This is a genomic window from Serratia ureilytica, from assembly GCF_017309605.1.
Taxonomy (GTDB): domain Bacteria; phylum Pseudomonadota; class Gammaproteobacteria; order Enterobacterales; family Enterobacteriaceae; genus Serratia; species Serratia ureilytica.
Window position 1 is genome coordinate 4,694,476 of the sequence record NZ_CP071320.1, and the last position, 24,170, is coordinate 4,718,645.

At 56.3% G+C, this 24,170-nt stretch carries 27 protein-coding genes and 1 tRNA gene; 7 read left to right on the plus strand and 21 right to left on the minus strand.

Annotated elements, in window-relative coordinates; genetic code table 11:
- Nucleotides 1-7: 7 nt before the first annotated feature.
- A complete protein-coding gene (locus J0X03_RS22265; protein ID WP_004929661.1) occupies nucleotides 8-301 on the minus strand; it encodes a co-chaperone GroES in 294 nt (97 codons plus the stop codon).
- A 189-nt stretch (nucleotides 302-490) separates the two neighbouring features.
- Nucleotides 491-979: an FxsA family protein gene (locus tag J0X03_RS22270; RefSeq protein WP_004929660.1), complete on the minus strand. Its 489-nt coding sequence runs from the start codon at nucleotides 977-979 to the stop codon at nucleotides 491-493.
- Nucleotides 980-1,348: 369 nt separating this feature from the next.
- Between J0X03_RS22270 and aspA the strand changes: the two genes are divergently transcribed.
- The 6 genes from aspA (at nucleotide 1,349) to J0X03_RS22300 (ending at nucleotide 7,320) form a co-directional block, all read left to right on the plus strand.
- Nucleotides 1,349-2,785 (plus strand): aspartate ammonia-lyase, encoded by a 1,437-nt coding sequence (gene aspA / locus J0X03_RS22275; protein WP_004929659.1) that lies wholly within the window; start codon nucleotides 1,349-1,351, stop codon nucleotides 2,783-2,785.
- A gap of 249 nt (nucleotides 2,786-3,034) precedes the next feature.
- Nucleotides 3,035-4,336 carry an anaerobic C4-dicarboxylate transporter gene (locus J0X03_RS22280; protein WP_046897952.1) on the plus strand — a complete coding sequence of 434 codons (1,302 nt, stop codon included), beginning with the start codon at nucleotides 3,035-3,037 and terminating at the stop codon, nucleotides 4,334-4,336.
- A 109-nt stretch (nucleotides 4,337-4,445) separates the two neighbouring features.
- On the plus strand, nucleotides 4,446-4,769 hold the full coding sequence (cutA, locus tag J0X03_RS22285; protein ID WP_004929657.1) for a divalent cation tolerance protein CutA: 324 nt from the start codon (nucleotides 4,446-4,448) through the stop codon (nucleotides 4,767-4,769).
- On the plus strand, nucleotides 4,745-6,469 hold the full coding sequence (locus J0X03_RS22290) for a protein-disulfide reductase DsbD (protein ID WP_069100393.1): 1,725 nt from the start codon (nucleotides 4,745-4,747) through the stop codon (nucleotides 6,467-6,469). The genes cutA and J0X03_RS22290 overlap by 25 nt, the downstream gene beginning before the upstream one ends.
- A gap of 39 nt (nucleotides 6,470-6,508) precedes the next feature.
- Nucleotides 6,509-7,084, plus strand: coding sequence for a division control transcriptional repressor DicD (dicD, locus tag J0X03_RS22295; protein ID WP_015376374.1), 576 nt, complete (start codon nucleotides 6,509-6,511; stop codon nucleotides 7,082-7,084).
- Between the two features lie 160 nt (nucleotides 7,085-7,244).
- Nucleotides 7,245-7,320 (plus strand) — tRNA-Phe (locus tag J0X03_RS22300).
- A gap of 974 nt (nucleotides 7,321-8,294) precedes the next feature.
- Here the strand turns inward: J0X03_RS22300 and J0X03_RS22305 are convergent.
- The 14 genes from J0X03_RS22305 to J0X03_RS22370 form a co-directional block, all read right to left on the minus strand.
- Nucleotides 8,295-8,579: a hypothetical protein gene (locus J0X03_RS22305; RefSeq protein ID WP_069100915.1), complete on the minus strand. Its 285-nt coding sequence runs from the start codon at nucleotides 8,577-8,579 to the stop codon at nucleotides 8,295-8,297.
- A 137-nt stretch (nucleotides 8,580-8,716) separates the two neighbouring features.
- Entirely contained in the window at nucleotides 8,717-9,253 is a 537-nt protein-coding gene (locus tag J0X03_RS22310; protein WP_069100916.1) for a helix-turn-helix transcriptional regulator, read from the minus strand.
- A gap of 141 nt (nucleotides 9,254-9,394) precedes the next feature.
- Nucleotides 9,395-10,177 (minus strand): MrpH family fimbial adhesin, encoded by a 783-nt coding sequence (locus tag J0X03_RS22315; RefSeq protein ID WP_139120365.1) that lies wholly within the window; start codon nucleotides 10,175-10,177, stop codon nucleotides 9,395-9,397.
- Nucleotides 10,174-10,347, minus strand: coding sequence for a hypothetical protein (locus J0X03_RS22320; protein ID WP_157993253.1), 174 nt, complete (start codon nucleotides 10,345-10,347; stop codon nucleotides 10,174-10,176). The genes J0X03_RS22315 and J0X03_RS22320 overlap by 4 nt, the downstream gene beginning before the upstream one ends.
- 76 nt (nucleotides 10,348-10,423) lie before the next feature.
- Nucleotides 10,424-10,723: a hypothetical protein gene (locus J0X03_RS22325; RefSeq protein WP_139120366.1), complete on the minus strand. Its 300-nt coding sequence runs from the start codon at nucleotides 10,721-10,723 to the stop codon at nucleotides 10,424-10,426.
- A gap of 56 nt (nucleotides 10,724-10,779) precedes the next feature.
- Nucleotides 10,780-11,433 carry a fimbrial protein gene (locus tag J0X03_RS22330; protein WP_069100918.1) on the minus strand — a complete coding sequence of 218 codons (654 nt, stop codon included), beginning with the start codon at nucleotides 11,431-11,433 and terminating at the stop codon, nucleotides 10,780-10,782.
- Nucleotides 11,434-11,489: 56 nt separating this feature from the next.
- Nucleotides 11,490-12,035, minus strand: a complete 546-nt coding sequence (locus J0X03_RS22335) for a fimbrial protein (protein ID WP_069100919.1) — start codon at nucleotides 12,033-12,035, stop codon at nucleotides 11,490-11,492.
- Nucleotides 12,036-12,072: 37 nt separating this feature from the next.
- The gene (locus J0X03_RS22340; RefSeq protein WP_069100920.1) at nucleotides 12,073-12,567 is read right to left on the minus strand and encodes a fimbrial protein; all 495 of its coding nucleotides are present in this window, start codon (nucleotides 12,565-12,567) and stop codon (nucleotides 12,073-12,075) included.
- 14 nt (nucleotides 12,568-12,581) lie between these two features.
- Nucleotides 12,582-13,079: a fimbrial protein gene (locus tag J0X03_RS22345; RefSeq protein WP_230358753.1), complete on the minus strand. Its 498-nt coding sequence runs from the start codon at nucleotides 13,077-13,079 to the stop codon at nucleotides 12,582-12,584.
- 114 nt (nucleotides 13,080-13,193) lie between these two features.
- The gene (locus J0X03_RS22350) at nucleotides 13,194-13,997 is read right to left on the minus strand and encodes an MrpH family fimbial adhesin (RefSeq protein ID WP_129993851.1); all 804 of its coding nucleotides are present in this window, start codon (nucleotides 13,995-13,997) and stop codon (nucleotides 13,194-13,196) included.
- 150 nt (nucleotides 13,998-14,147) lie between these two features.
- A complete protein-coding gene (locus J0X03_RS22355) occupies nucleotides 14,148-14,909 on the minus strand; it encodes a fimbria/pilus periplasmic chaperone (RefSeq protein WP_129993850.1) in 762 nt (253 codons plus the stop codon).
- Nucleotides 14,910-14,924: 15 nt separating this feature from the next.
- Nucleotides 14,925-17,459: an outer membrane usher protein gene (locus tag J0X03_RS22360; protein WP_069100923.1), complete on the minus strand. Its 2,535-nt coding sequence runs from the start codon at nucleotides 17,457-17,459 to the stop codon at nucleotides 14,925-14,927.
- A 45-nt stretch (nucleotides 17,460-17,504) separates the two neighbouring features.
- Nucleotides 17,505-18,047, minus strand: a complete 543-nt coding sequence (locus tag J0X03_RS22365; RefSeq protein ID WP_083223829.1) for a fimbrial protein — start codon at nucleotides 18,045-18,047, stop codon at nucleotides 17,505-17,507.
- Between the two features lie 91 nt (nucleotides 18,048-18,138).
- Entirely contained in the window at nucleotides 18,139-18,669 is a 531-nt protein-coding gene (locus tag J0X03_RS22370) for a fimbrial protein (protein ID WP_069100925.1), read from the minus strand.
- Between the two features lie 415 nt (nucleotides 18,670-19,084).
- On the opposite strand from J0X03_RS22370, the gene J0X03_RS22375 reads away from it, so the two are divergent.
- Nucleotides 19,085-19,840: a winged helix-turn-helix domain-containing protein gene (locus tag J0X03_RS22375; RefSeq protein WP_033641594.1), complete on the plus strand. Its 756-nt coding sequence runs from the start codon at nucleotides 19,085-19,087 to the stop codon at nucleotides 19,838-19,840.
- Between the two features lie 67 nt (nucleotides 19,841-19,907).
- Here the strand turns inward: J0X03_RS22375 and J0X03_RS22380 are convergent, their stop codons facing one another.
- The 5 genes from J0X03_RS22380 to J0X03_RS22400 form a co-directional block, all read right to left on the minus strand.
- Nucleotides 19,908-20,399, minus strand: coding sequence for a hypothetical protein (locus J0X03_RS22380; protein WP_160203907.1), 492 nt, complete (start codon nucleotides 20,397-20,399; stop codon nucleotides 19,908-19,910).
- Nucleotides 20,380-21,114, minus strand: coding sequence for a winged helix-turn-helix domain-containing protein (locus J0X03_RS22385; protein WP_226772930.1), 735 nt, complete (start codon nucleotides 21,112-21,114; stop codon nucleotides 20,380-20,382). The genes J0X03_RS22380 and J0X03_RS22385 overlap by 20 nt, the downstream gene beginning before the upstream one ends.
- Nucleotides 21,115-21,440: 326 nt before the next feature.
- Entirely contained in the window at nucleotides 21,441-22,061 is a 621-nt protein-coding gene (locus J0X03_RS22390; RefSeq protein WP_069100926.1) for a DUF2238 domain-containing protein, read from the minus strand.
- Nucleotides 22,062-22,182: 121 nt separating this feature from the next.
- Nucleotides 22,183-23,202 (minus strand): 7-bladed beta-propeller protein YncE, encoded by a 1,020-nt coding sequence (yncE, locus tag J0X03_RS22395; protein WP_371326835.1) that lies wholly within the window; start codon nucleotides 23,200-23,202, stop codon nucleotides 22,183-22,185.
- Between the two features lie 106 nt (nucleotides 23,203-23,308).
- Nucleotides 23,309-24,169 carry an isochorismatase gene (locus J0X03_RS22400; RefSeq protein WP_069100928.1) on the minus strand — a complete coding sequence of 287 codons (861 nt, stop codon included), beginning with the start codon at nucleotides 24,167-24,169 and terminating at the stop codon, nucleotides 23,309-23,311.
- Between the last annotated feature and the right edge of the window lies 1 nt (nucleotide 24,170).

A 24,170-nucleotide genomic window follows, 5' to 3' on the forward strand; every position in this document is an offset into this window, starting at 1 on the left:
AGCGCAATTACGCTTCAACAATTGCCAGAATGTCGCTTTCGGACATGATCAACACTTCTTCATTGTCGATCTTCTCTGCTTTCACGCCGTAGCCGTCGTTGAAAATCACGATATCGCCAACTTTCACATCCAGCGGTTGGATGTTGCCGTTTTCCAGCACACGCCCTTTACCCACTGCAACCACTTCACCGCGAGTGGATTTACCCGCAGCAGAGCCAGTCAGGACGATGCCGCCAGCAGATTTTGATTCAACTTCTTTGCGCTTGACGATAACGCGGTCATGCAATGGACGAATACTCATTGAACGCTCTCCTGTAAGAAGGTCTCTATCAGATTTAGGGTTGTACACCGGATGGTTGTTATTACCGGCCTCGTGGCATTTGAGATGGGGGCGTTCCAGCCCCCTTCAAGGGGGCGAACAAAAAAAATTTCGCATTTTTGGTCCGACGAGTGCCGCAGAGATGAAAAACGCGGCCAGAGCCGCGTTTGCTTAACGATCGTGAGGTTTGCGATCCTCGTCCGGGCGGTGTTCCAGCACCGGGCGTTCATCGTCCTTGCGCTGGAATTCGCCGTCGAAGGTATTGCCGTTGGCGGCGTCGCCGCCCGTCCAACCGCCGGGGCGATACACCGACAGGTGCGGCATCAGTTTCAGCGTCAGCGATTTTTGCACCGGCGGCAGCAGCAGCAACAGGCCGAGGAAATCGGTGAAGAAACCCGGTATCAGCAGCAGGAAGCCCGCCAGCACCAGCGAAACGCTTTTCACCATTTCCGCCGCCGGGCTTTCGCCGGCCGCCAGTTTTTGCTGCATCTGCACGAAGGTTTTCATGCCCTGATTGCGCACCAGCGAAATGCCGACGCAGGAGCTGAACACCACCAGCAGCAGGGTGACAGCCACGCCGAGCACGGCGGCGACTTTGATAAAGATGGATATTTCTATGTAAGCCAGCAGAAATATCAGCAGTAGCGGTAACCAGCGCACCTGGTTCTCCTATCGGTAGGTAAGGCACGGCCGCCACGGGGCGACGGCGCGAAAAAAGAGGCCGTAAACGGCCGACACTATTACAATGAGGGCATCCCCCCACCATTTCAACCGAGAGCCGGTTTTTATTGCTAAAGTTCACAAACGTGAAAGAAGTCACAGAACCGAAAAAGGGCATATCCTTAAACACCATAAGGTGATCTGGATTCAGTCATTTCTTACCAACCAGCATATGATCTGGGCAGCTACGGGCGATTTGGTTAATCGTTTCACGCCCCAAGCCTTCGGCAATATTAATTTAGGCTGTGCCCTTACTAGCCTTGACCTGACAAATTATTAATTCGGCAGCAACACATAGAGAAGGTTCTCATGTCAAACAACATTCGTATCGAAGAAGACCTGTTAGGAACACGTGAAGTCCCCGCAGACGCTTACTACGGAGTTCACACTCTGCGTGCGATTGAAAACTTCTACATCAGCAACAGCAAAATCAGCGATGTCCCCGAGTTCGTTCGCGGCATGGTGATGGTGAAAAAGGCCGCGGCGATGGCCAACAAAGAACTCAAAACCATCCCGCGCAAAATCGCCGACGTGATCATCCAGGCCTGCGACGAGGTGCTGGATAAAGGCAAGTGCATGGATCAGTTCCCGGTGGACGTATTCCAGGGCGGCGCGGGCACCTCGCTGAACATGAACACCAACGAAGTGCTGGCGAACATCGGCCTGGAGCTGATGGGCCATCAAAAAGGCGAATACCAGTACCTGAACCCGAACGATCACCTCAATAAGTGTCAGTCCACCAACGACGCCTACCCGACCGGGTTCCGCATCGCGGTGTACGCCTCCAACCAGAAACTGATCGACGCCATCAACCAGCTGCGCGAAGGCTTCGATCGCAAGGCGAAAGAGTTCGAAACCATCCTGAAAATGGGCCGCACCCAGCTGCAGGACGCGGTGCCGATGACCCTCGGCCAGGAATTCCACGCCTTCAGCGTGCTGCTGAACGAAGAGACCCGCAATCTGCACCGCACCGCGGAGCTGCTGCTGGAAGTGAACCTCGGCGCCACCGCCATCGGCACCGCGCTCAACACCCCGGAAGGCTACCAGCCGCTGGCGGTGCAAAAACTGGCGGAAGTCAGCGGCCTGCCGGTGGTGCCGGCAGAAGACCTGATCGAAGCCACCTCCGACTGCGGCGCCTACGTGATGGTGCACAGCGCGCTCAAACGCCTGGCGGTGAAACTGTCCAAAATCTGTAACGACCTGCGCCTGCTCTCCTCCGGCCCGCGCGCCGGCCTGAACGAAATCAACCTGCCTGAGCTGCAGGCAGGATCGTCCATCATGCCGGCCAAAGTGAATCCGGTGGTGCCGGAAGTGGTCAATCAGGTGTGTTTCAAGGTGATTGGCAACGACACTTGCGTTACCATGGCGGCCGAAGCGGGCCAGCTGCAGCTGAACGTGATGGAGCCGGTGATCGGCCAGGCGATGTTCGAGTCGATCCACATCCTGACCAACGCCTGCTACAACCTGCTGGAAAAATGCATTAACGGCATCACCGCGAATAAAGAAGTCTGCGAACACTACGTCTTCAACTCGATCGGTATCGTCACCTATCTGAACCCGTTCATCGGCCACCATAACGGTGACATCGTCGGGAAGATCTGCGCCGAAACCGGCAAGAGCGTGCGCGAAGTGGTGCTGGAACGCGGCCTGCTGACCGAAGCCGAGCTGGATGACATCTTCTCCGTGGAGAACCTGATGCACCCGGCCTATAAAGCCAAACGCTATACGGATGAAAATGAACAATAACAGACCTACCCGGTAGCCCTGAAAGGCACGCTAAATCCTCTGGATAGCGTGCCTTTTTACTTTTAGGCGCCCACAAAATTTTAACGTTTTATTTTCAATTTACACCCTAAATCATTGGGACTGCATCAAGGCGGCAAGAGCGCAAGTCCCCAGGAGCTTACTCAAGTAAGTGACTGGGGTGAGCGCTCGCAGCCAACACCGATGCAGTTTCAAGGATGACGGGAAATCTCATTTTAAGGAGTAAACACTATGCTAGCCGTAGAATTGGTTATCGTTCTGCTGGCCATCTTTTTAGGGGCCAGATTGGGCGGTATCGGTATCGGGTTCGCGGGGGGACTGGGCGTATTGGCGCTGGCGCTGATCGGCGTCAAACCGGGCAACATTCCCTTCGACGTCATCTCCATCATCATGGCGGTGATTGCGGCGATCTCCGCGATGCAGGTCGCCGGGGGGATGGACTACCTGGTGCAGCAGACCGAAAAACTGCTGCGCAAGAACCCCAAGCACATCACCATTCTCGCCCCTATCGTCACCTACTTCCTGACCATCTTCGCCGGCACCGGCAACATCTCGCTCTCGGCGCTGCCGGTGATCGCCGAAGTGGCGAAAGAACAGGGCATCAAGCCTTGCCGCCCGCTGTCGACCGCCGTGGTCTCCGCCCAGATCGCCATCACCGCCTCGCCGATCTCCGCCGCGGTGGTGTACATGTCTTCGGTGATGGAGGGCCACGGCGTCAGCTACCTGCACCTGCTGATGGTGGTGATCCCGTCCACCTTCTGCGCGGTGCTGGTGATGTCGCTGCTGGTAACCTGGCTGTTCGACTCCAAACTGTCTAACGATCCGGTGTACCTGAAACGCCTGGAAGAAGGCCTGATCACCCTGCGCGGCAACAACGCGCTGGCGATCAAACCACGCGCCAAAACCTCGGTGCTGCTGTTCCTGCTCGGCGTGCTGTGCGTGGTCGCCTACGCCATCATCAACAGCCCGGGCCTGGGTCTGGTGGCCAAGCCGCTGATGAACACCACCAACGCCATTCTGATCATCATGCTGAGCGTCGCCACGCTGACCACCCTGCTGTGCCGCGTCGACACCGACATGGTGCTGAACTCCAGCACCTTCAAGGCCGGCATGAGCGCCTGTATCTGTATCCTCGGCGTCGCCTGGCTGGGCGATACTTTCGTCCAGGCCAACATCGATTGGATCAAAGAGACGGCCGGCAGCGTCATTCAGGCGCACCCGTGGCTGCTGGCGGTGATCTTCTTCTTCTGCTCGGCGCTGCTGTACTCGCAGGCCGCCACCGCCAAGGCGCTGATGCCGATGGCGCTGGCGCTGAACGTGTCGCCGCTGACCGCCGTCGCCTCCTTCGCCGCCGTTTCCGGCCTGTTCATCCTGCCGACCTACCCGACATTGGTCGCCGCGGTGCAGATGGATGATACCGGCACCACGCGCATCGGCCGCTTCGTGTTCAACCACCCGTTCTTCATTCCCGGCACCATGGGCGTGATTTTCGCGGTGGTATTCGGCTTCCTGCTCGGCAGCGTCATGCTGTAAGGCGTCGACCGGGGCTGCGGCCCCGGTTTTCTTTCTGGCGATAAACTCGCCTTCTAGCCAATCCGCCTTCAGGGTATAGTGCCCATTCGAACCGATGAGAGGGCTGAAGATGTCTGATTGCGAAGCTGTCGTCATACTCTGTACCGCACCCGATGAAGCCAGCGCCCAGGAACTGGCGGCGCGGGTCCTGGGCGATAAGCTGGCGGCCTGCGCCACGCTGCTGCCCGGCGCCACCTCGCTGTATTACTGGGAAGGGAAACTGGAACAGGAATACGAAGTGCAGATGCTGTTCAAAAGCGATCGCCGCCGTCAGCAAGCCCTGCTCGACACCCTGAAACAACATCACCCATACCAGACGCCTGAGCTGCTGGTCTTGCCGGTGATGGCCGGAGATAAAGACTACCTGTTATGGATCAACGCTTCATTAAACTGATTTTGCTGCTGTGCAGCCTGTGCTTCCTGCCGCAGGCGGCGCAGGCTTCGCTGTTCGCGCCGAAGGGCGGCAGCCAGTTCGTGCCCGTCGATCAGGCCTTCGCCTTCGATTTCAAACAGCAAGGCGGCCAGGTGACGCTGAACTGGCAGATCCGCCCCGGCTATTACCTGTATCGCCAGCAGATCAAACTGGTGCCGCAGCAGGCGACGCTCGGCGCCTTTACCCTGCCCGAAGGGCTAAGCCACAAGGACGAGTTCTTCGGCGAAGTGGCGATTTTCAAACAGCAGCTGAATCTGCAGGTGCCGCTGCAACAGGCGGCGGCCAACGCCAGCCTCAGCGTCACCTATCAGGGCTGCGCCGAGGCCGGCTTCTGCTACCCGCCGGAAACCCGAACCATCCCGCTGGACGCGGTCAGCGCCACCGCAGCCGCGCCGCTCCCGGCGGCTGCCTCTGAGCCAGCCGAACAATCCGCAACACCAGCCAGCCTGCCGTTCTCGCCGCTGTGGGCATTGCTGATCGGTATCGGCATCGCCTTCACCCCCTGCGTACTGCCGATGTACCCGCTGATCTCCGGCATCATCCTCGGCCGAGACCGGCCGCAAAGCAGCGGCCGCATTCTGGCGCTGGCGCTGGTTTACGTGCAGGGCATGGCGCTCACCTACACCCTGCTGGGCTTGGTGGTGGCCGCCGCCGGATTGCAGTTCCAGGCGGCGCTGCAGCATCCTTACGTGCTGATTGGCCTGTCGGCGCTGTTCATCGCGCTGGCGCTGTCGATGTTCGGCCTCTATTCCCTGCAGCTGCCCTCGGCGCTGCAAACCCGGCTGGCGAGCTGGAGCAACACCCAGCGCGGCGGCTCACTGACCGGCGTATTCCTGATGGGCGCGCTGGCCGGGCTGATCTGTTCCCCCTGCACCACCGCGCCGCTCAGCGCCATCCTGCTGTATATCGCCCAGAGCGGCAATCTGTGGGCCGGCGGCGGCACGCTGTACCTGTACGCGCTGGGGATGGGCATTCCGCTGGTGATCGTCACCCTGTTCGGCAACCGCCTGCTGCCGCGTAGCGGCCCGTGGATGCAGTACGTGAAAGAGGCCTTCGGCTTCGTCATTCTGGCGCTGCCGGTGTTCCTGCTGGAGCGGGTGATCGGCGATCTGTGGGGCATGCGCCTGTGGAGCCTGCTCGGCCTGGCGTTCTTCGGCTGGGCCTTCGCCCTGAGCCTGAGAAGCGCGCGCGGCTGGGCACGCGCCCTGCAACTTCTGTTGCTGGCGGCGGCGGTGATCGCCGCACGGCCGCTGCAGGACTGGGCTTTCGGCACCGACCAGGCGCAGCAGGCGGCTCAGCCGCACCTGGCCTTTACCCGCATCAACAACGTCGAACAGCTCGATCTCGCGCTGCAACAGGCGCGGGGCAAGCCGGTGATGCTGGATCTGTACGCCGACTGGTGCGTGGCCTGTAAAGAGTTCGAAAAATACACCTTCAGCGACGCCGCGGTGCAGGCAAGCCTGGCCAACGCGGTGCTGCTGCAGGCGGATGTGACCGCCAACGGTGCGGAACAGGCGGCGCTGCTGAAGCACCTGCAGGTGTTGGGGCTGCCGACGATCCTGTTTTTCGATCCGGCGGGCCGCGAGCTGACGGCCGAGCGGGTCACCGGTTTTATGAAGGCAGAAGCCTTCAACGCGCATTTGCAGAAAGTGATGCGATAACTGACACTGAAGATCGGAAGCGAATGGGAGGAAGCACAAGTGCAACGTGAACACGTCCTTGATACCGCGCTGGGCCTGTTGGAACAACAGGGCCTGGCGACCGCCACATTAGAGATGCTGGCGGAAAAACTCGACGTTCAGCCCGGCGATCTCAAACGGTTCTGGCCGGATCGCGAAGCGCTGCTGTACGACTGCCTGCGCTACCACGGCCAGCAGATCGACACCTGGCGCCGCCAGCTGCTGCTGGACGAAAATCTGAGCCCGCAGCAAAAACTGCTGGCGCGCTATGACGTGCTGGCGGAATACGTGCAGCAAGACCGCTACCCCGGCTGCCTGTTTATCGCCGCCTGCAGCTTCTTCCCGGAAACGGATCATCCGATCCACCAACTGGCGGAGCAACAGAAGCTGACCTCGCTGGAGCTGACCCGCGAGCTGCTGCGCGACATGGATGCCGACGACGCCGACATGGTGGCGCAGCAAATGGAGCTGATTCAGGAAGGCTGCCTGAGCAAACTGCTGGTAAAACGCCAGCTCCAGGACGTATCGGTCGCCAAACGGCTGGCGGAAGACATCTTGCAGGTGGCGCAGTGCCGCCGCAACGGGGCGTTGAGCTGAATCGGCAGGGTTGGCAGCGCCACCAACCCGAGGCGATAGCCCCAACAGGCGCATTTTTTGCGCCCTTTGCCTGAAAAGCCAGCAACCGGAGGCATTTTCGCGTATTTCACGCATAAAGCCGTTGACGGCTTTCGGCCAATACGGTTTAATGCTGCCCGTTGCCCGGATAGCTCAGTCGGTAGAGCAGGGGATTGAAAATCCCCGTGTCCTTGGTTCGATTCCGAGTCCGGGCACCATATTCAGAAGAACCCGCCTATGGCGGGTTTTTCGCTTTCTGGGGTACGGACTCTCCATCGAACTGCGTTCGATTATTCGGCCAAGGGCCTCACCCTGCGGGCCAGCGCTGAAGCGCTGTTCAACGCGGCGCCAGCGCCGGCTGTCCGAGTCCGGGCACCACTATTTAGAGAACCCAGCCTATGGCTGGGTTTTTGCTTTTCAGGGACTGGACTCTCCATCGAACTGCGTTCGATTATTCGGCCAAGGGCCTCACCCTGCGGGCCAGCGCTAAAGCGCTGTTCAACGCGGCGCCAGCGCCGGTTGTCCGAGTCCGGGCACCACTATTTAGAGAACCCAGCCTATGGCTGGGTTTTTGCTTTTCAGGGACTGGACTCTCCATCGAACTGCGTTCGATTATTCGGTCTAAAGACCTCACCTTGCGGGCCAGCGCTGAAGCGCTGTTCAACACGGCGCCAGCGAGCGACATAGGGCGAATGTTCCCTTGCTACTTGGCCCCCTCCCCCCCAGAAACGTTGGCTCCAAGGGTAAGCGAATTACCGCATTCTCGGCATTAAGCGTGAAAGTGGCGACGTCAGGCGAGCAATGCCCAATTTCGTTGAGGCGGATACTCACTCTCTGGTAAAAAACGCTACCTCATACAATGTGCAGCAGCGTCAATGATGACGTAGTAATGCCAACCACCAGGAAGAATGGCCGTAGTCTTGGATAGACAACTGCCTTTTCTTCATCCGCTGCGCATGTTTGTAGAATGAATAGATGCTTAAACAGAACAAGAATATCGCAAAATAAAACAAATCCACTTCACCTTTCCCTTGGTGTAGATAATACCTAACGTAAATTACGTACAGCTACCCTCGCTGCCAACGACAATAATTCACCGAAATTATGCTTTGAGTCGAAAAAACAGGCTATTTAATCAATAGTCACAAAAAAAGCAGGGAGGATGACCCTGCTTGTGATTTAAAAATCAATATTATTGACATAGCGGCGAGTATTTTTTCATAAACGGCGATTCGCAGATCGCATTCATGACTTCGCCTTTATCTTTCTCTTTAGGCTTGGCGCCTGAGTTGGTGCTGCTTGCACATTGCCCGCCATTTTTCCCCTGGCCATTGATGCATTGGCCAAAGTCGCTATTGCCGGCACCGCTGGCGTTGCCATTATTGCCCTGCACATTCTGATTACCGTTAAAACCGGCATGCGCGTAAGACGCCATCATGATGCAGGCGCCGAAAAGCAAAGTTGCTGTCTTTTTCATAATTTTCCCTTTGTGTTATTTAGCAATTGAATAAAACAAGATTTAATATTCCTCTGGGGAATATTAATCATAATCCATTGTCTTTTAGCGTTATAAAGATAGCAGATGAGAACAACTAAAATTATTCCCCATCACGGTTAGGAATACTCTGCCTCAGGGGATAGCAGCCAATAAATAAAATCATGGCTGCGGTTTAACATCAGCTTACCCATCACCGAACGTTTATGGCTGTGCACCGTTTTAACGCTCACCCCCATTACCCTGGCGGTTTGCGATTGGTCAAACCCACGCCGCAAATAGCCGATAACCTGTCGCTCACGGGGGGTCAACAGCTTAGCGGGAAACCGACACACCGGCCTCGGATTAGCCAGCGTATCAGACAGCAGCCTAAACAGGCATTGCTGATCGTCGGTACGGTACAGCACCCGGCTCGCGCGCCCGGAGGCAACGGTCTGCTTTTCCTTAATGGTGACGACATGTGCTCCAGAATAGGCGGCCCAGCGCCGGATGCGGCGTGCCGGCGAGGTCAGCACGATGTCAGGCCGCTCATCACTGCCTGGCGACAGGAAATGCACGACGTTATTATGCTGCTGCGCATATGTCGCAATGCTTAACCGCAAGCCGGCGGCAAAATAGCGGTTCTCGTCATCGATGACGATATTGAGAGATTTCATTATCCCCTCCTAATTTATCCATCACCCTATTTAGATTAAAATTTTAGTAAAAAAACGATTGACAGCGTTATTGTGCCCATCATTTGCAACGGACGTTTCAACTCATTTTTTTACTTACCCTTATAAATCTAAGATTATAAATCAGGGAAGGGTCAGCATAATGACCTTATACCCCTGAAAATCGCCAGTGCCACCGCTGTACCCGCTTAATGTTGACGTCAATGTGAGGGTTTTCCCTTCAGGGCCAATCCGGTCGAAATAACCAGAACCAATATCGACACCATTTACTTTAAGATGACTGATAATGCTACCACCAAGAGAGACGGAACCATTTTTATCTACAGCGATGATAGCCAAGCTAAATTTATTATTGCAGTCAACGCGAAATTGCTTCGCTGCAACATCCCCATTAACTGAATTAGTGTCTATCGTGCCGTGATTCAGCTCGATATAAGAATCGGCAATCCTGCAATAGGTTGGATCTATTTGTGGTGCAAAGCATTCAAACTCGCCACCGGGCAAAGGAACAAAAGATTTCCCTCCAGTGCTAAACAAAGGATAAGCCAAACCCAGACAAGGCTCCGCGTATAGGCCAAATTGCGATTTGGCTTCCTTATTGATAAAACCTTTCCGTGCGAATACCTGGGCTAATTCTCCCATCGTCTCTAAACCTGCCGCCTCAGACATATCCATTTCGCCAAAAGTAGATATAGCATGTGAGCGGTTAGAGTACGTAAAAGCCAGTTTACAGTTATCAAGCCCCCTGCAATCTTTTAATGGATTCGGAGCAGGATCGTACTCATCCCACCGAATTACTTTCACGATAAACCTATTTTGAGAAGGCGAGTATTGTGCATCTACCTCCCAACTGGCAGTCGCCTGTGGAACGTGCAACAACAACCATAAAAAGAGTATTTTTTTCATTTTTTCTTCTCGCTATCGAACTGGCGATTTTCACATTTACATTTCAGGGCATTGCCACCCGACGTCAGCGACAGCGGCTTGCCGCTCACGCCCAGCGCTTTCTCCAGCTGCAGGTTATCCGCAACAGTCGGCGGCAACCCTATCACGGTGACCAAACTGAGCCGCGTCATCTTTCCTGTGCGGTGCCAATATATCGGCCACTTATTTTCTTTTTTATTCGCACTGAGTACCTTACTAAAATAATTCTCAGACGGGTTCTATAACCATAATGGCGTTGCCGCAATAACTCCCGACATTATTCACGCCCAATGACTTCGTTATTAAACCAAGCACATTAACACCTGCCAGCAGATTAAATAATCCACCAATCGCATAACCATTTACGCTTATATACGTAAGCCCCGCAGGTGAGAGATTAATATAGGATTCATCATTAATTAATCGCACCCTTAATTTTGTTCCCGTGCTACATTGAATTGAATCCTTGCCTTCCTCTATGGAGCTCTCTGCTTCTTTAATAGAAAGAGTACCATGATCAATTTCCACTTTCGGTGTTATAATATTGCCCCATTGCTGGGGAGGAACTTTCAGGCATACCGCTTTTAATCGTAATTAAGGCTAAAATCCACCACAGCATCAAAACTCCCCACCCACAAAGGCGCACCGGTACGTTCCGCCATAACGCTGTAGTTCAACACATTGCTGCCCGGCGTCAGCCACAGCGGCTTGCCGCGGCTGCCTAAGCGAATGTCTTCACCCTGGGCCCCCAGCAGGCGCAGCCCCATGCCGCTTACGCCCTGCGCTTTCACCAGCTGCGGGTTGTCCGCATCGGCCGGCGCCCGGAAGCTCACCCGCACCGCAGGCTGATCCGCCGCCCAGCTCCGCGCGCCGGTGCGTTCATCCCGGCTAGCCGCCGAACCGCGCAGGCAATCGCGCAGCCGCAACTCAAACGCCACCGGCGTACCACGAGCGCCCGGCTGCTCTAACCTGCCGGTCGCGACCTCCCCCAGCCAGATCTCCTGCCGCAGGCTGTCCATCTCCAGCCGGCACGCGCTCTCGGTCATGGCGCCGCGAATTTCCAGCACGCCGCCGGCGCCATCCACCTGCCAGTTATCCACGGCGTTCGCCGTCGGCAGCAGCCACAGCAGGGCTGTCAAGCTGAGTGGCGCCATCAGCGCCAGCCCGCCCAACACGGCGTAATAGCGCAGCTCGCCGCAAAGGTACGCCCAATCGCGCGCCGTTCGTTTCCCGGTCATGTTTCTCTCCAGATAAATCCATCCGTTATTTTCATTAGCGGTAGCGCTAACTACACCTACTCATATTCCAAACCGAAGGTTGCCACGGCAGAAAATGTCCCCAGGCCGATGCTTTTCTGCGCTATCGCCTCCGGCTCTCCCTGAACATAAACCTGCAATTGCAGGCTGTTGCTGCCCTTGCCGATTGCATATCCCTCACTCGATTTGTTCAGCGCCAGCGGCGCGCCCGCCGCCGTTTCCAGCCCCAGGGCGATGCCCTGCGCCAGACTCCCTCCGTCCGGCCTCAGCAGGCCGGGCAATGTCGCGCTCTCGGCCCCCTTGAAGGTCACTTTCACCGAGTTGCCCAGGCTGATGTCACAGTCTTGCAGCACCAGGCTGAACGCCTTGCCGGCGGTGCGGCCATGGGTGTACAGGTATTTATCGATCACGGTGCCGAACTCCAGGCGAATATCCTCATCTCCCGGGCGCAGCGTGCAAGGCTCGGCCACCAGTGCGCCGCTAAAATGCATATTGTCGGCGGCGGCCCAACTCCAGCTCGCGCTGACCAACAACCCCGCGCCGATAACCCCTCGCCACGCCGCCGCTTTACTTATCCTCTTCATGCGCTTTTCCTTTCCCTTTCCCAGCCGTCCCTGTCACTCACAGGTAATCCGCCTGCAGCGTCGCCGTTGCAGCGAACGCGCCTTCCGTCAGTGGAACGCCCGCTTTGGCAACCGGCACCGCCTCCAAACGCGGCGGATTGGCAGGATCGATTTTGATGCTGCTGTTCGGCGCGAACGGTTTGTCATCCCGGTACACTCGGATGCCGAGATTGCTGTTATCGGTTTGCAACGCGGCGTTATCAAAGGACGCGGCGTTGCCTTTAAAGGTCAACGTCAGTTCCCACGGCAAGGCACCGGGCGAATCGCATTGGATAAGGTAGTTCACCGCCTGCCGGTAGTTGACGCCATCAACCTTGTTGATACCGACACGCTGACCAAACGCCACTTCGATAACGCCGCCATCGTTGATGCGGCACGGCGGCGGCGCACGCAGCGTCCCTTTCAGGTGCATGGCGACCTCTTCAGCCGCCGGAACGGAATAGCTGACCAGGCCACTTGCACACAACAGCATCACGGCAATACCCTGTTTCATGTTCGCCCCCCGGTTCATTGGTAATCGACGCGCAACGTGGCGGACGCCGTAAACTCCCCCGTCGGCAGCGCTGCGTTCGCTTGCTTCACGGGCACCGCCTCCAGCGTCGGCATATCGGGAAAGGTGAATGTTTGCCAACTGTTCAGCGCGATGCGCGACCTGTTGTTTAAAAATGCAATGCCCAGGCCGTCGACGCTGGTCTGCAGCAATTTGCCATCAAACCCCGCCCCCGTTCCGGCGAGCAGCAACCGCATGCCGTTCTTTTCCGGCTTGGTACAGGTGAATTCATAGTCGACTGGCGTACGATAATTTTCGCCATCGATACGCGTCGTCAGCACCTCGTCGCCGAAGTTCACTTCGATCGGCCGATTGCCGTTGAGCACGCAGGGCAGCGGCGCCAACACGGTCACCTTGACCGACACCGTAGTGGCGGCCTGCGCCGCCCCCATCGTCAACAGGCAGGACGCGCCGGCCAGGTAAAGAACGCATGCTAAATTCGGTATAATATTCACTTTGCCTCCCCCGTTCTTCTTAACCCGATATATCCCGCCCTGTTACAAAATAGCGCTATGAATGCTACCCAGGGAACGCCATAACACGCTTCTGCCGGTGATATAATTCCCCCATTAAGGCAAGGAAATAATGATGCTTTTAGAACCGTGAAACTCCCCCACGCTGCCGTCATATCCCGCCAGCGTTGACGTCAATGTTAAAGTCTTTCCTTCGGGTGGCGCCGTAACCAGCAACCCGTTTCCCACATTAACGCCGTCTAGCTTCAACTCACTACGGAACTGCTTTTTATCGTTGAAATAAACTGTTCCAGACTCATCAGAACTCATCACTCTTATCTTGAAATTAAACGTGCAAGCCACCGTCAATTTAGCTTCTACCGTATTGCCATTAATCATTTCAGCCCGCAACATGCCATGATCCAGCTCCACCATCGGCTCACGCAATTCGCAAACGTTGGGTACGATCTCCGGCACTCGGCACTGTTCGCCACCGGGAAACCAATAGACAGTCCATGAGCCATTGCTTCCCTGCCCGTTATAACCAAAGTAAATACAACTGGGTTTACCAGGATAATAATAGTCTCTACTGCGATACTCCCGATTGAGAAGGCCAGCCCGGATAAAATTCGCCCCCAACTCACCTAATGTTTTGCTTGTTGTATCATTAGGTATTAAAACATCATTTAAGAAAGTGAAATTATTCACAGTGAACGCCAGATAACAGTATTCGCGCCCGCCAACACAGCCATATAAAGGATTAGGCGCTTTATCCTCCGTATCCCAGGCAACAATTTTAGCGACAAAATAGCCGTAGGTCGCATTAACCGGCCGATATTCCGTTTTCATTTCCCACGCAACAGAAAAGGCATCAACAGAATATAAATAAATTAAAAAAGGAAAAAAAAACCGCTTTAACATAGGGTAATCCCTGATATGAATAAAAATTCAATTATCCCTTTGCAATCGAAAACGGCGATAGAAAAATAGCCTGTTCTCTCCTTCAGCATATCCATTTAGCTGTCTGTTAATTTTTAATCGCCGCTGGCGGTAGCGTATTCGCACCGGCCTTTAAGACGCCGTATTCTTCTCCGCCACCACTTTGCAGACCGCACCTGCGCAGTTAAAGCTCAGCTGCGGCCGGCCGCCGTAGTCGTTGATGTAGGTCAGCACCGGGCTATTGCCGAGGCTCCCGGCGCTCACCGTCAACGGCAGGTTGCCCTTCGGCGGCACCATCAACGGTTCGAACTCCTTGGCGCCGTCAATGCCTTTGCGGCTGGCGGCATCAATGATGGTGACGTAGTACGGCGTTGGGTTGTTCACCACATACTTGTCGCCCTGCTTGCTCAGCGTCAGCTGTTCCTGCCACGGCGCCGCGCCACGTTCCGGGGCGATCGCCGCCGGGCGGTAAAACAGCTTGATACGCGTTTGCAGCGCAATCTGCAGCGAGTTCGGCTTGTTGCTCTTCGGCGGGATCTCGCGCAGGTTGAAGTAATACAGCGTCTCCCTGTCCTGCGGCAGCATCTTCGCCGCCGGCAGCGCCTGGATCTTCACCTGGCTCGGCTTGCCCGGTTCGATGCGCTGCACCGGCGGCAATACCGTCAGCGGGCTCTGGATCTTGTTGCCCTGTTCGTCTTCCAGCCAGCCCTGCGCCAGGTACGGTAATTGCTTGTTCTGGTTACTCACGCTCAGGCTCACCGACTGCACGCTGCCATCAAAAATCACCCGGGTGCGATCCAGCGCAATGGCCGCCTGCGCGGTTGGCGCCAGCGCGCCGCCCAGCAGCGCCGCCGTCATCAATAAAACGCCAGGTTTACGCATCGTGTTCATCATAAAAAACTCCTTAATTCATTGTTCTTTGCTATCCACACCGGCGCTTAGCGCCCGGCACGGCAGCAGTAAATTGGCTGTCAGCATCTCGGCCGGCAGTGGCGTCGGCATCTGCACTTCGCACTGTTCGGCGCCGTTCCAGCGCACCGTCATCCGCTCCCCGGCGTTGATGCCGCTCAGATAAACGCTGCCGCCGTCGTTGACGATGCCGGTCTCCTGTTTACGGACGTTCAGCACCGTGGCGCCAAACGGCGGCTCGCTGCCGTCCGCCAGCTTAATTACGGCCATCGCCTTCTCCCCGGCGATCACCGCAAACTTGCGGTAACCGATAGCGCCTTCGGTCAACGTCGCCTGCACCACCGAGGTGGTGGCCTCGGCGTTATCGCCCAGCGTGTCCAGATCGATGCTGGCCTTGTTGCGGTAGTAGCTGTTGACGTCCGCCACCACCGCCTTGCCCCAGCGGTTGGTCGCCACCGCGCTGCCGTAGCCGCGTACCGGTACCCCGGCTACGCCTTCGGTATCCAACAACAACCGGGTGCCGCCCGCCATATTGCTGCGGTGCAGCGCACCGCCTTCGGCGGTCAGCGTCATCCCGCCCTGAAGAGAACCGCCGACCGCGCTGTATCTGTCCTGTTGATAACTGGCGTTGGCGCTTATACGCGCGATATCGCCGTCGCGGTTGTAATAGCCGCTCAGGTTGGCGCCGCTGCGCGAACTGCCGGCGCTGAGCTGATAGTTACTGCGATCGTCCAGTCGCTCGTAATAGCCCACGCGGTGGGTATTGTCGTTACGGTTGAACGTGGTGTTGTAGCTCAGCGTCGCACCGTTGCCCCACGGCACCGAGAGCCCCAAATACATGCCATCGTCGTTGGTCTCGTTGTAGCGGTTACGGTACGCCGACAGCGACAGGCTCATGTTTTTAAACCTGCCCAGGTCGAAATAGCGCGACATCGTCAGGCTGTAGCGATCGTTGGCCGGCCGCTCCCAGTAGGTCTGATGACTAAAGTTGAGATAAGCGCTCAACCCGATATCACGCAGCTGCTGGTTGTAGGTGATGGTGTACATCTCCTTGCTGTTGCCGTACCGCTGCCCGTATTGGCGCGCGTCCAGGTACTCGCTCATGCTCATAAAGTTCCGCTCAGAGAAGCGGTAGCCGGCGAAGGTCACCTGGCTGTCCAGCTCGTCGAAGCTTTTCGAGTAACTGAGGCGGTACGAGCCGCCGCTCAGCGTCTCACCGTTGTACGGCAGTTTGGCGCGCGACTGGGTCGCGTCGAACGACAGCGCCCCCAGCAACAGCAAATCGCGCCCGATACCCAGCGCCGCAGCGTTATAGTCGCCCCCCAACAGCGCGCCGCCGAACAGCGACCAACCGTTGCTCACCCCCCAGGAAAACTCACCGGTGCCGAACATCGGCCCCTGGTAGCGGTGATCCATATCCGACGGCTTGCCCGCCGCCAGCTTGTAGCGCAGCGAGCCGGGGCGCGTCAGGTACGGGATGCTGGCGGTGCTCATTTTGAACTCCTGCACGCTGCCGTCCTGCTCCTCCACCCGCACGTCCAGATCGCCCGTGACCGCATCGTTGAGATCCTGGATCCGAAACGGCCCGGCGGCGACGGTGGTTTCGTACAGCACCCGCCCTTGCTGGCTGACGGTCACCTTGGCGTTACTCTTGGCCACTCCGCTGACTTCCGGCGCGTAACCGCGCAGGTTGGGTGGCAGCATGTTGTCGTCGGAGCGCAGGCTGACGCCGCCGAAGCGAAAGCTGTCGAACAGCCCGGAATCCAGGTAGTCCTCACCCAGCGTCAGCTTGGATCGCAGCGCCGGGATCGCCCGATAGGCGTAATAGCGGCTCCAGTCCAGGTTCCGGGTGGATTCACCGCCGCCTTGCCGGTTCCACTGCCCCTGCCAGTCGGCGCGCAGCCGCCAGGCGCCCAGGTTGGCTCCCGCCGTGCCGTTGCCGCCCAGGCTGTAGTTCTGAGTGCCCGCCTGCTGCTGGCGCTGCGCCTGGCCGTTGAGGTTATAGTCGAACAGCAGCCCCGGTATCCCCTCATCCCAGCGGGCCGGCGGATCCCAATCCTCCGAGACATAGTCCAGATAGGCCTGGGGGATGCTCAGATACAGCGCCGACGTGGCCAACTCACCCCGCACTTCCATGCCCGGTAGGCTGGCCTCGTCCAGACAGGCGCCTTCTCGCCACCAGGTCAGTTTTTTCGCGGCCTCATCTTTGATACCCAACTGCGCCACCAATTCCGGCGTCAGGCAGGCGCGGCTGCCGTTAGCGTCCCCGTCCGGCGCATAAAATGCCACCGGTTGTTCCGGCAGGTCGCTTTTATTGACGCGCACCACCATGCTGTACTGTCCGGGCATAATGTAGCCACCGCGCGAAAACTGGCTCAGATCGATGTTTTTACGATCGTTTACGTCGAGCACGTCGGTGTTGAACTGAATGTCTTCCACCGCGCCGGCGTTACTCGTCAAACTGCCCAGCACCAGCGCCACGCAGGCGCTGAGAATATGCAAACGAAACGGTTTTCCGGCAGGTAAAAACATCATTTCCAAGACCTTTTAATTTATTAACTTCCCTGATTCATCAGCCGCTCAGTAATAATCCATTTTGAAACGCACCGATGAAAAATAGTCCCCGGCCTTCAATGGCCGCTGATTGCTGATTAACGTCATGGCGTAATTCAGGCGGTAATTCCCCGGCAATATATTCACCGGCGGCAATGATTTCCCTGGCGTGGCAATATTGCCGGCGGCATCGGTAATTTTCAGCGCAATACCGGAGGCATGGCCGTTGATACCAAACATCTCACCGTCCACGTGGCCATCAAACGTAATCCGAAACTGTTTCCAGTCCGGTAAATGCTTATCAACGCGTTCGAGTACGCAATTTACTAACTCAATGCTGAATGGCACCGTTCGGCTTCTGCCATCTCGTGCAATATCTGAAATGGGGATAATATCCATATCGATAATTTGCTCTCGGCTTTCAGTCGCAATGGCACAGGCCGTATCGATAATAGCCCCTTGCATATTGACGCGCCCTTCACCTTGCCCGGCAGACATTGCCTGCTGGGAAATAAAATACGGCACCAGCAATAGGCAAAAAGCCCCTGTCTTTTTTAGCTGTTCATTCATTGCCATTCCCTGGTGAAATCATGTTTCCTCAAAATGGCATGCGGGTTGCCCCGCATGCCCGATAATCACACGTATTTCGTCAGGTAACGACTTACTGGTACGCCAGCGTGAAGTCGGCTACAGACTGGAACTCACCCGGGGTGATCTCCGCGGTAGAAGCGCTGGCGCCCTGCAGGTAGGCGGAGAAGGTCAGGGTGTTGGCGCCGTTCTGCAGCGCTTGCGCTTTAGAAGCAGTGCCCAGTTCAATGTTGGCACCAGCGCCGTCAGTGATGGCGATGCCCGCGCCCTTGGCGGAACCGGTGATGCCCAGCAACTTGTCGTTAGCTTCAGACTTCGCGCCGCTGAAGGTCAGCGCAACGCTTTTCTTATTATCAGACAGTTCGCAGTTTTCCAGCTTGATCTGGAAGTTGCGCGGGGTAGATTTACCGCCGCTTTTCAGCGCCACGTTGGAAATCGCACCCAGTTCAACGGTCTGATCCAGAGAATCAGGCGCGATTGAGCAAGGAGCATCAATGATAGAACCGCTGAAGGTCACTTTACCGTGGCCCTGGTCAGCAGCGTGCGCCAGAGAAGAAACACCAAATGCCATAACGGCGGCCAGCATAATTTTATTCAGTTTCATAGAAATCCCTTACATTCCTTAGTAAGTAGTGGAGTAAATTAAATCCTTAAGTCACGCATGCAATGCCACAGCTTTATTCCTGAGCGTTGTATCCGTGGCTAATACGCTGCGTTTCCGCGTTCCGTATCAGTGGGAACAAATTTACACTCCCCGAGCTCCGTTTGAAACGTTATGTCGCAAAAAGACAAAAACACAGGATTATTATCGATAAAATAATAATTAAATAGATTATAAAGCCAACAAATAGGAATTAATTATCACTATTTATATAAAAAAACTTGTAAACATATAAACATTTCATGTCAATTATACGGATAGAGAGAAAAATCCTATTTACATACAGAGTGAAGGATTGAAAAAAGCCGCATCAGGTCTCAGAATAATCCCTCGACAGGAAAGTTGATGGGTAAATGAAATGATTTTTATCATAAATGAAGACATCCTCTTTAATGAGGATGAGGGCACGCTGTCGCATGTCGATAATGCCAGTAATAAAATAGCGTTACTTAAACCGACCAGCAGATTGCTTTCGTTGTTTATTCGCAATAATGATAAGCTGCTGCTGCGAGAGAGGTTGCTTAATGACGTCTGGGTTGAACATGGGCTCAAAGCCTCCAATAACAACCTGAATAATTACGTTTCCGGCCTGCGTAAGTCATTGGCGCAGTTCGGCGTGGAAGATATTATTGTTACCTATCCCCGTCAGGGGTTTAAATTTAGCGCCGCAAGCATTCAGCTGATGGATATAAATACCGATGAAGTTAATAATAATGATTATAGCGAAACCGAAATAGCTTCAACGCCGCCACCGGTTGCACGAACGCCGAACTTTCGTCGCTCTGTTCAGCGCTTAATTATGATTATGGCCGCTTGTTTAGTGCCGTTTGCCGCGATTGTGCTTTACCAAAACAGCACGCGCATCAGCGTTTATCCGTTGGGCAATGAGCAAAATTGCCAAATTTACACCATGCGGTTAGGCAGCGGTGAGTTGGCAAACATTAAGCGAGAGATACGGCAAGCCGGCTTCAACTGCCAATACCGAGCGGATATCTATTACTATGACAACATTCGCAATGAGGGCGCAGAAAAGGACGAACAGTGGTTAACCTATTGCCCGCGGGCGAGCAATAGCCCCTGCATTAACAATTACATCAATAATAAACAACCATAACATTGCGCCATTTATCCCCAGGGCCAACGAAAAACAATCCCCCGGCGTTGCCGGGGACATTCTCCGCTCAGGAGGCCGTGGTGCACACGAACAGCGGCGCATGGTTACCACTGAACAGATAGTGACGCTCATCGACTTTTTCAATTCGCCAATGGATCAATGGCGCCGACATAGGCAAACGGCGGTTAAGCGCTTCATTATCCAAATTGTCTTGCGACTTTCTGACCGCTTCCTTACGGCGCAGCGTGTAATTACTCCCCTGCCGCTGATAGTCCATGATCATTGCCCGCTCGATGGTATAACGCGTATCGCCGTCAAAAAAGCTGCCGCTCAGCAACAGGGTCACGCTCCGCGCGCCTTCGGGTACAACGCTCACCAGCAAGACACGCTGCATCAATTGGTCAGGCAACTGATCGGTTGAACGCAGTACCGCACGGCACTCCGGGATTTGCGGTTTGAAAAACAAGAAATAGGCGGAAACGCCGCAGCCTGCGACCGCCATCGCGCCTAACAGCGCGTAACGGTAGCGCCAGAGGCGCTTACTTAACCCGGCTTTCATAATAGTTCTCACATTGCACTTTGCCCGCGGCCATTTCCGCCTGTGGGCAATAGAAGTAATAAGAAGCCCGGGCTCGCCCAACGGCCCCCGACAACACCGATCCGCTATCGTAGTACAGCAGCGTCGCCGGTTCCGTACACCGAACCGACTTATCTTGCGCCAACATATTTTTCAAATGCGCCAGATCGGCCTCACCGGGTCCCACCTTATGGTAAGAAGCCACAAACTTCACCTCACAGCTGCCGATGTTGCCTACGCTTACCGTGCTGATCGGCGCATAGCCGGCGTCCTGCCAGGCCCACAGGCCGCTCCCCGCCGCCAGCAACAACAACGCGGCTAGTCCGAGGCGCTTAAATCGCAACGTTAGCAGCGGCCTGGTCGGCAAGGCGTTGTCTGCAGCCACCGGGAGCGGCATCTCCGGCAAACTCTCCGCCAGGCTGTCCGTCGTTTTCAATGAAGCGGCGGTGAACATGAATCCCTGGCGCGGCAACGTAACGATAATGTCGTCCTCGCCCAGGGCGGCAAACATCTTGCGCAGAATGGAAATGGTGTTATTGAGATTATTGCCGGAGGCCACCTGACCGTGCGCTTCCCACACCTGCGTCAGCAGGGTATCGCGGGAGAGCACCAGGTTATTGTTTCTGACCAAGGCGGACAGCAGGCGGTTCAGGGTAGCGGTGAGCGGTTGAGGCGGCAGCTCAGCGTTGAGATCCACCAACTCTGATCTATCCTCATGATATTTAATCTTATTATTAATTACGTATCTCATTGTTCCCCGCTCAAAAAACTAATTAATAATAATTAGCCCTTGTTAAACATGAGAATAGTAGCACACGGCATGAGTTAAGAAAATTCCTAGAAAAACGCATAAAAAGCTAAATAAACATAAATATAGGAAATAACATTGCGCTGTCTCACAGGGCGCCAAACATTTAACTGATGATTGTCGATTTTTATCATGTCGATATTAAAAATGCCGCCCGGCAAATACCGGGCGGCACGAGAAATATCCATTTTCACCAGGCTCAACCGCCGCCGGGCTTACGCCTTTAAACGCCGCAGTTGCCGATCCTGCCAGCCACCGAACAGCCATTGACCGGCTATCGCGCCAAGCAAGGCGCAGAACATGTCGGACTGCGTGTCCCACGGGTCGCCCTGGGTGCCGAGAAACTCATCGGCGCCCTGGCCCAGCGCCAGCGCCGCCCACCACTCGATAAGCTCATACACCGCGCTGATCGCCAGCGCGATACAGCACACCACGAAGCCCAGCATTTTGCGGCCCCGCACATAACCGCCGCGCAGCAGGATCTCGCGCGCCGCCAGCGCCGGCACCAGCCCCTGGAAGAAATGCCCCAGTTTGTCGTACGGGTTGCGGCCAAGATCCAGCCACTGCTGCACCTCAAACCCCAGCGGCACGCGGGCGTAGCTGTACATGCCGCCGAAAATCAGGATCAGCGCGTGGAAGAAAATCAGCGTATAGAGCAGCGGCGTCAGCGGATAACGGCGATGGGTCAGCCACAGCAGCGGCAAAACAATCAATACCGGCGCCACCTCCATCAGCCAGGTGGTGCGATCGTAAGGGCTGATGCCGCTGTGGATCAGCGCGGCCAGCAGCAGCAGGGTAATAACGGACAACAACAACGGCGTGCGTGAGACGGGCATAACCAACGTTCCTTCGGGTCAATAGGGCAATCCCCTCTTTATACCGCAGATCGCACGGCGAAAAAAAACAGGCGGAGCGTCGCCGCTTCGCCTGTTCGAGGGGTGCTTACCCTGCTCGGGATTACTTCAGCGCTACGCGGATCACGTCGTCCGGCGCGGTCGCTTCTTTCTCGCGGCTGGAAGCCTGCTTGACGCTGACGTACAGCGTCTGGCCGTCCGGCGACAGCGCCAGGCTATTCGGGTGGGTCGGCGTCTTGATGGTGTTCAGCACCTTGTAGCTCTTGGCGTCGATCACGCTCACTTCACCCGCCTGGCGATGGGTCACGTAAACTTCATTGCGCGCCGGGTTGAACAGCACCGCCAGCGATTCCGGCACGTCGATCTTGCTCAGGATGTTGCCGCTGCGGGTATCCACTACCAGCACCTGCGGCTGCTTGGAATCGGTGATGAAGGCGCGATGGGTGGCGGTATCCAGGCTGATGTTCAGGAAGAAGTGCTCTTTAGTCTCATCCAGCTTCTTGCGTGACAGCACCTTGTTGCTCTGGGTATCGATAGTCACCAGCTCGCCGTCGGCGTTGGTGACGTACAGACGTTTGGCGGCGGCGTCCAACGCCAGGCCGGTGCCGTACTTGCCGGTGTCGGTTACGGTGGCGCGCAGGGTCAGATCCTTGCCGTCCACCACCCACACCACGCTGGATTCACCCAGCCCGGTGATGTACAGGGTATCGCTGTCGGCATCCGCCACCAGTTCGCGCGGCGCCAGCGGTTTGACGGTCTCGGAGCGCTTGCGCGCGTCCAGCACCAAGCGGCCTTTCACGTCGCCGGTCTTGGCGTCGATGGCGGTCACCGAGTTATTGACCGTGTTGCCGAAGAACAGCGTGCCGGTTTTAGCATTAACGGCGGCGCCGAACGGCTTGATGTCGTTATGGATAATTTGGGTCACGTCCAGCGTGGTCGGATCCAGGCGGTAGACGATGCCGCCCTTATCCAGCTTGCGGCTCTGCGACGTCGCCAGGTAAAGCGCGTTCTCGCTCGGGCTGTAGGCCATTTCATAAGCGCCCTTGCCGACCGGTTTGCGCAGCACGTCCGGCGCGGTCTGCGCCTGCAAGGTGTTGGAGAACAGCAGCGTGGACAGCAGCATCAGCGGAAATGCCGCCCGTTTTCCCTTGGTGATCAAAGCATTCATCGAAATTTCCTTATAGAGCTAACGGGGCGACCGCGCGGCCGCCCTCTTTTCATTATTAAAATCAGGCTTTCTCTTCGGAAAGCAGCGCCCACCAGCTGTCGATGGTCGGGTTGCGCGCCAACGCGATAAAGTCGATATCGCCGCGGATCTTGCGCCAGCGGGTCGCCAGCTCCATGATGCGCACCGAATCCAGACCGTAATCGATCAGGTTTTCATCGTTGCCCATGTCTTCGCTGTCTTCGTCCAGCAGCGGCAGGATTTGCTGACGCAACGCGTCGATGCTGGCGATGCCGGCCGCCGGCAGCAGAGACGCGGTGGTCACCACCCGGCCGCAGCGGCCGGCGGTGTAGCGCAGCGCCATCAGGTGTTCGTCACGCGAGAAGTCCGCCAGGCCGTCGGCCACCATGAAAGGCTGGATGTTGCGCATGAAGGCGTCGATGGCGGTGGTCAGGCAGCCAATGTGCGCATACACGCCGCAGATGATCAGCTGATCGCGGCCGGACTCCTGCAGGATCTCCTGCAGCGGCGAGCGGTGGAAAGCGCTGTAGCGCCATTTCACCAGCACCGTGTCGTCTTCGTCCGGCGCCAGCGCAGCGGTCACCGCCTGCTGCTCGGGGTGTTTGTTCAGGCCCGGCCCCCACATGTCGTTCAACAGCGCGCGATCTTCATCGCTCTGCTGATTCGGCTGAGCGGTATAGAACACCGGAATGCCATGCTGTTTGCAGTAGCGACGCAGGTTGGCGATGTTCTCCACCACCTGTTTAATCAGCGCGCTGTCTTCGCCCCAGAAATTGAGGAAATACTGCTGCATGTCGTGGATCAGCAGCGCGGCGCGCTGCGGTTCTACCTGCCAGGTGACTTTATTTTGCGGCAGTTCGTCCGCCGTCGGCAGCGCGTAATCATTAAGTTTTGGAATGGCCATC

Coding starts and splice junctions, on each gene's coding strand:
- J0X03_RS22265 (WP_004929661.1), bottom strand. CDS start 301: ATGAGTATTCGTCCATTGCATGACCGCGTTATCGTCAAGCGCAAAGAA.
- aspA (WP_004929659.1), top strand. CDS start 1,349: ATGTCAAACAACATTCGTATCGAAGAAGACCTGTTAGGAACACGTGAA.
- J0X03_RS22280 (WP_046897952.1), top strand. CDS start 3,035: ATGCTAGCCGTAGAATTGGTTATCGTTCTGCTGGCCATCTTTTTAGGG.
- cutA (WP_004929657.1), top strand. CDS start 4,446: ATGTCTGATTGCGAAGCTGTCGTCATACTCTGTACCGCACCCGATGAA.
- J0X03_RS22290 (WP_069100393.1), top strand. CDS start 4,745: ATGGATCAACGCTTCATTAAACTGATTTTGCTGCTGTGCAGCCTGTGC.
- J0X03_RS22305 (WP_069100915.1), bottom strand. CDS start 8,579: ATGAAAAAGACAGCAACTTTGCTTTTCGGCGCCTGCATCATGATGGCG.
- J0X03_RS22310 (WP_069100916.1), bottom strand. CDS start 9,253: ATGAAATCTCTCAATATCGTCATCGATGACGAGAACCGCTATTTTGCC.
- J0X03_RS22315 (WP_139120365.1), bottom strand. CDS start 10,177: ATGAAAAAAATACTCTTTTTATGGTTGTTGTTGCACGTTCCACAGGCG.
- J0X03_RS22320 (WP_157993253.1), bottom strand. CDS start 10,347: ATGACGCGGCTCAGTTTGGTCACCGTGATAGGGTTGCCGCCGACTGTT.
- J0X03_RS22330 (WP_069100918.1), bottom strand. CDS start 11,433: ATGACCGGGAAACGAACGGCGCGCGATTGGGCGTACCTTTGCGGCGAG.
- J0X03_RS22335 (WP_069100919.1), bottom strand. CDS start 12,035: ATGAAGAGGATAAGTAAAGCGGCGGCGTGGCGAGGGGTTATCGGCGCG.
- J0X03_RS22340 (WP_069100920.1), bottom strand. CDS start 12,567: ATGAAACAGGGTATTGCCGTGATGCTGTTGTGTGCAAGTGGCCTGGTC.
- J0X03_RS22350 (WP_129993851.1), bottom strand. CDS start 13,997: ATGTTAAAGCGGTTTTTTTTTCCTTTTTTAATTTATTTATATTCTGTT.
- J0X03_RS22355 (WP_129993850.1), bottom strand. CDS start 14,909: ATGATGAACACGATGCGTAAACCTGGCGTTTTATTGATGACGGCGGCG.
- J0X03_RS22360 (WP_069100923.1), bottom strand. CDS start 17,459: ATGATGTTTTTACCTGCCGGAAAACCGTTTCGTTTGCATATTCTCAGC.
- J0X03_RS22365 (WP_083223829.1), bottom strand. CDS start 18,047: ATGAATGAACAGCTAAAAAAGACAGGGGCTTTTTGCCTATTGCTGGTG.
- J0X03_RS22370 (WP_069100925.1), bottom strand. CDS start 18,669: ATGAAACTGAATAAAATTATGCTGGCCGCCGTTATGGCATTTGGTGTT.
- J0X03_RS22375 (WP_033641594.1), top strand. CDS start 19,085: ATGATTTTTATCATAAATGAAGACATCCTCTTTAATGAGGATGAGGGC.
- J0X03_RS22380 (WP_160203907.1), bottom strand. CDS start 20,399: ATGAAAGCCGGGTTAAGTAAGCGCCTCTGGCGCTACCGTTACGCGCTG.
- J0X03_RS22390 (WP_069100926.1), bottom strand. CDS start 22,061: ATGCCCGTCTCACGCACGCCGTTGTTGTTGTCCGTTATTACCCTGCTG.
- yncE (WP_371326835.1), bottom strand. CDS start 23,202: ATGCTGCTGTCCACGCTGCTGTTCTCCAACACCTTGCAGGCGCAGACC.
- J0X03_RS22400 (WP_069100928.1), bottom strand. CDS start 24,169: ATGGCCATTCCAAAACTTAATGATTACGCGCTGCCGACGGCGGACGAA.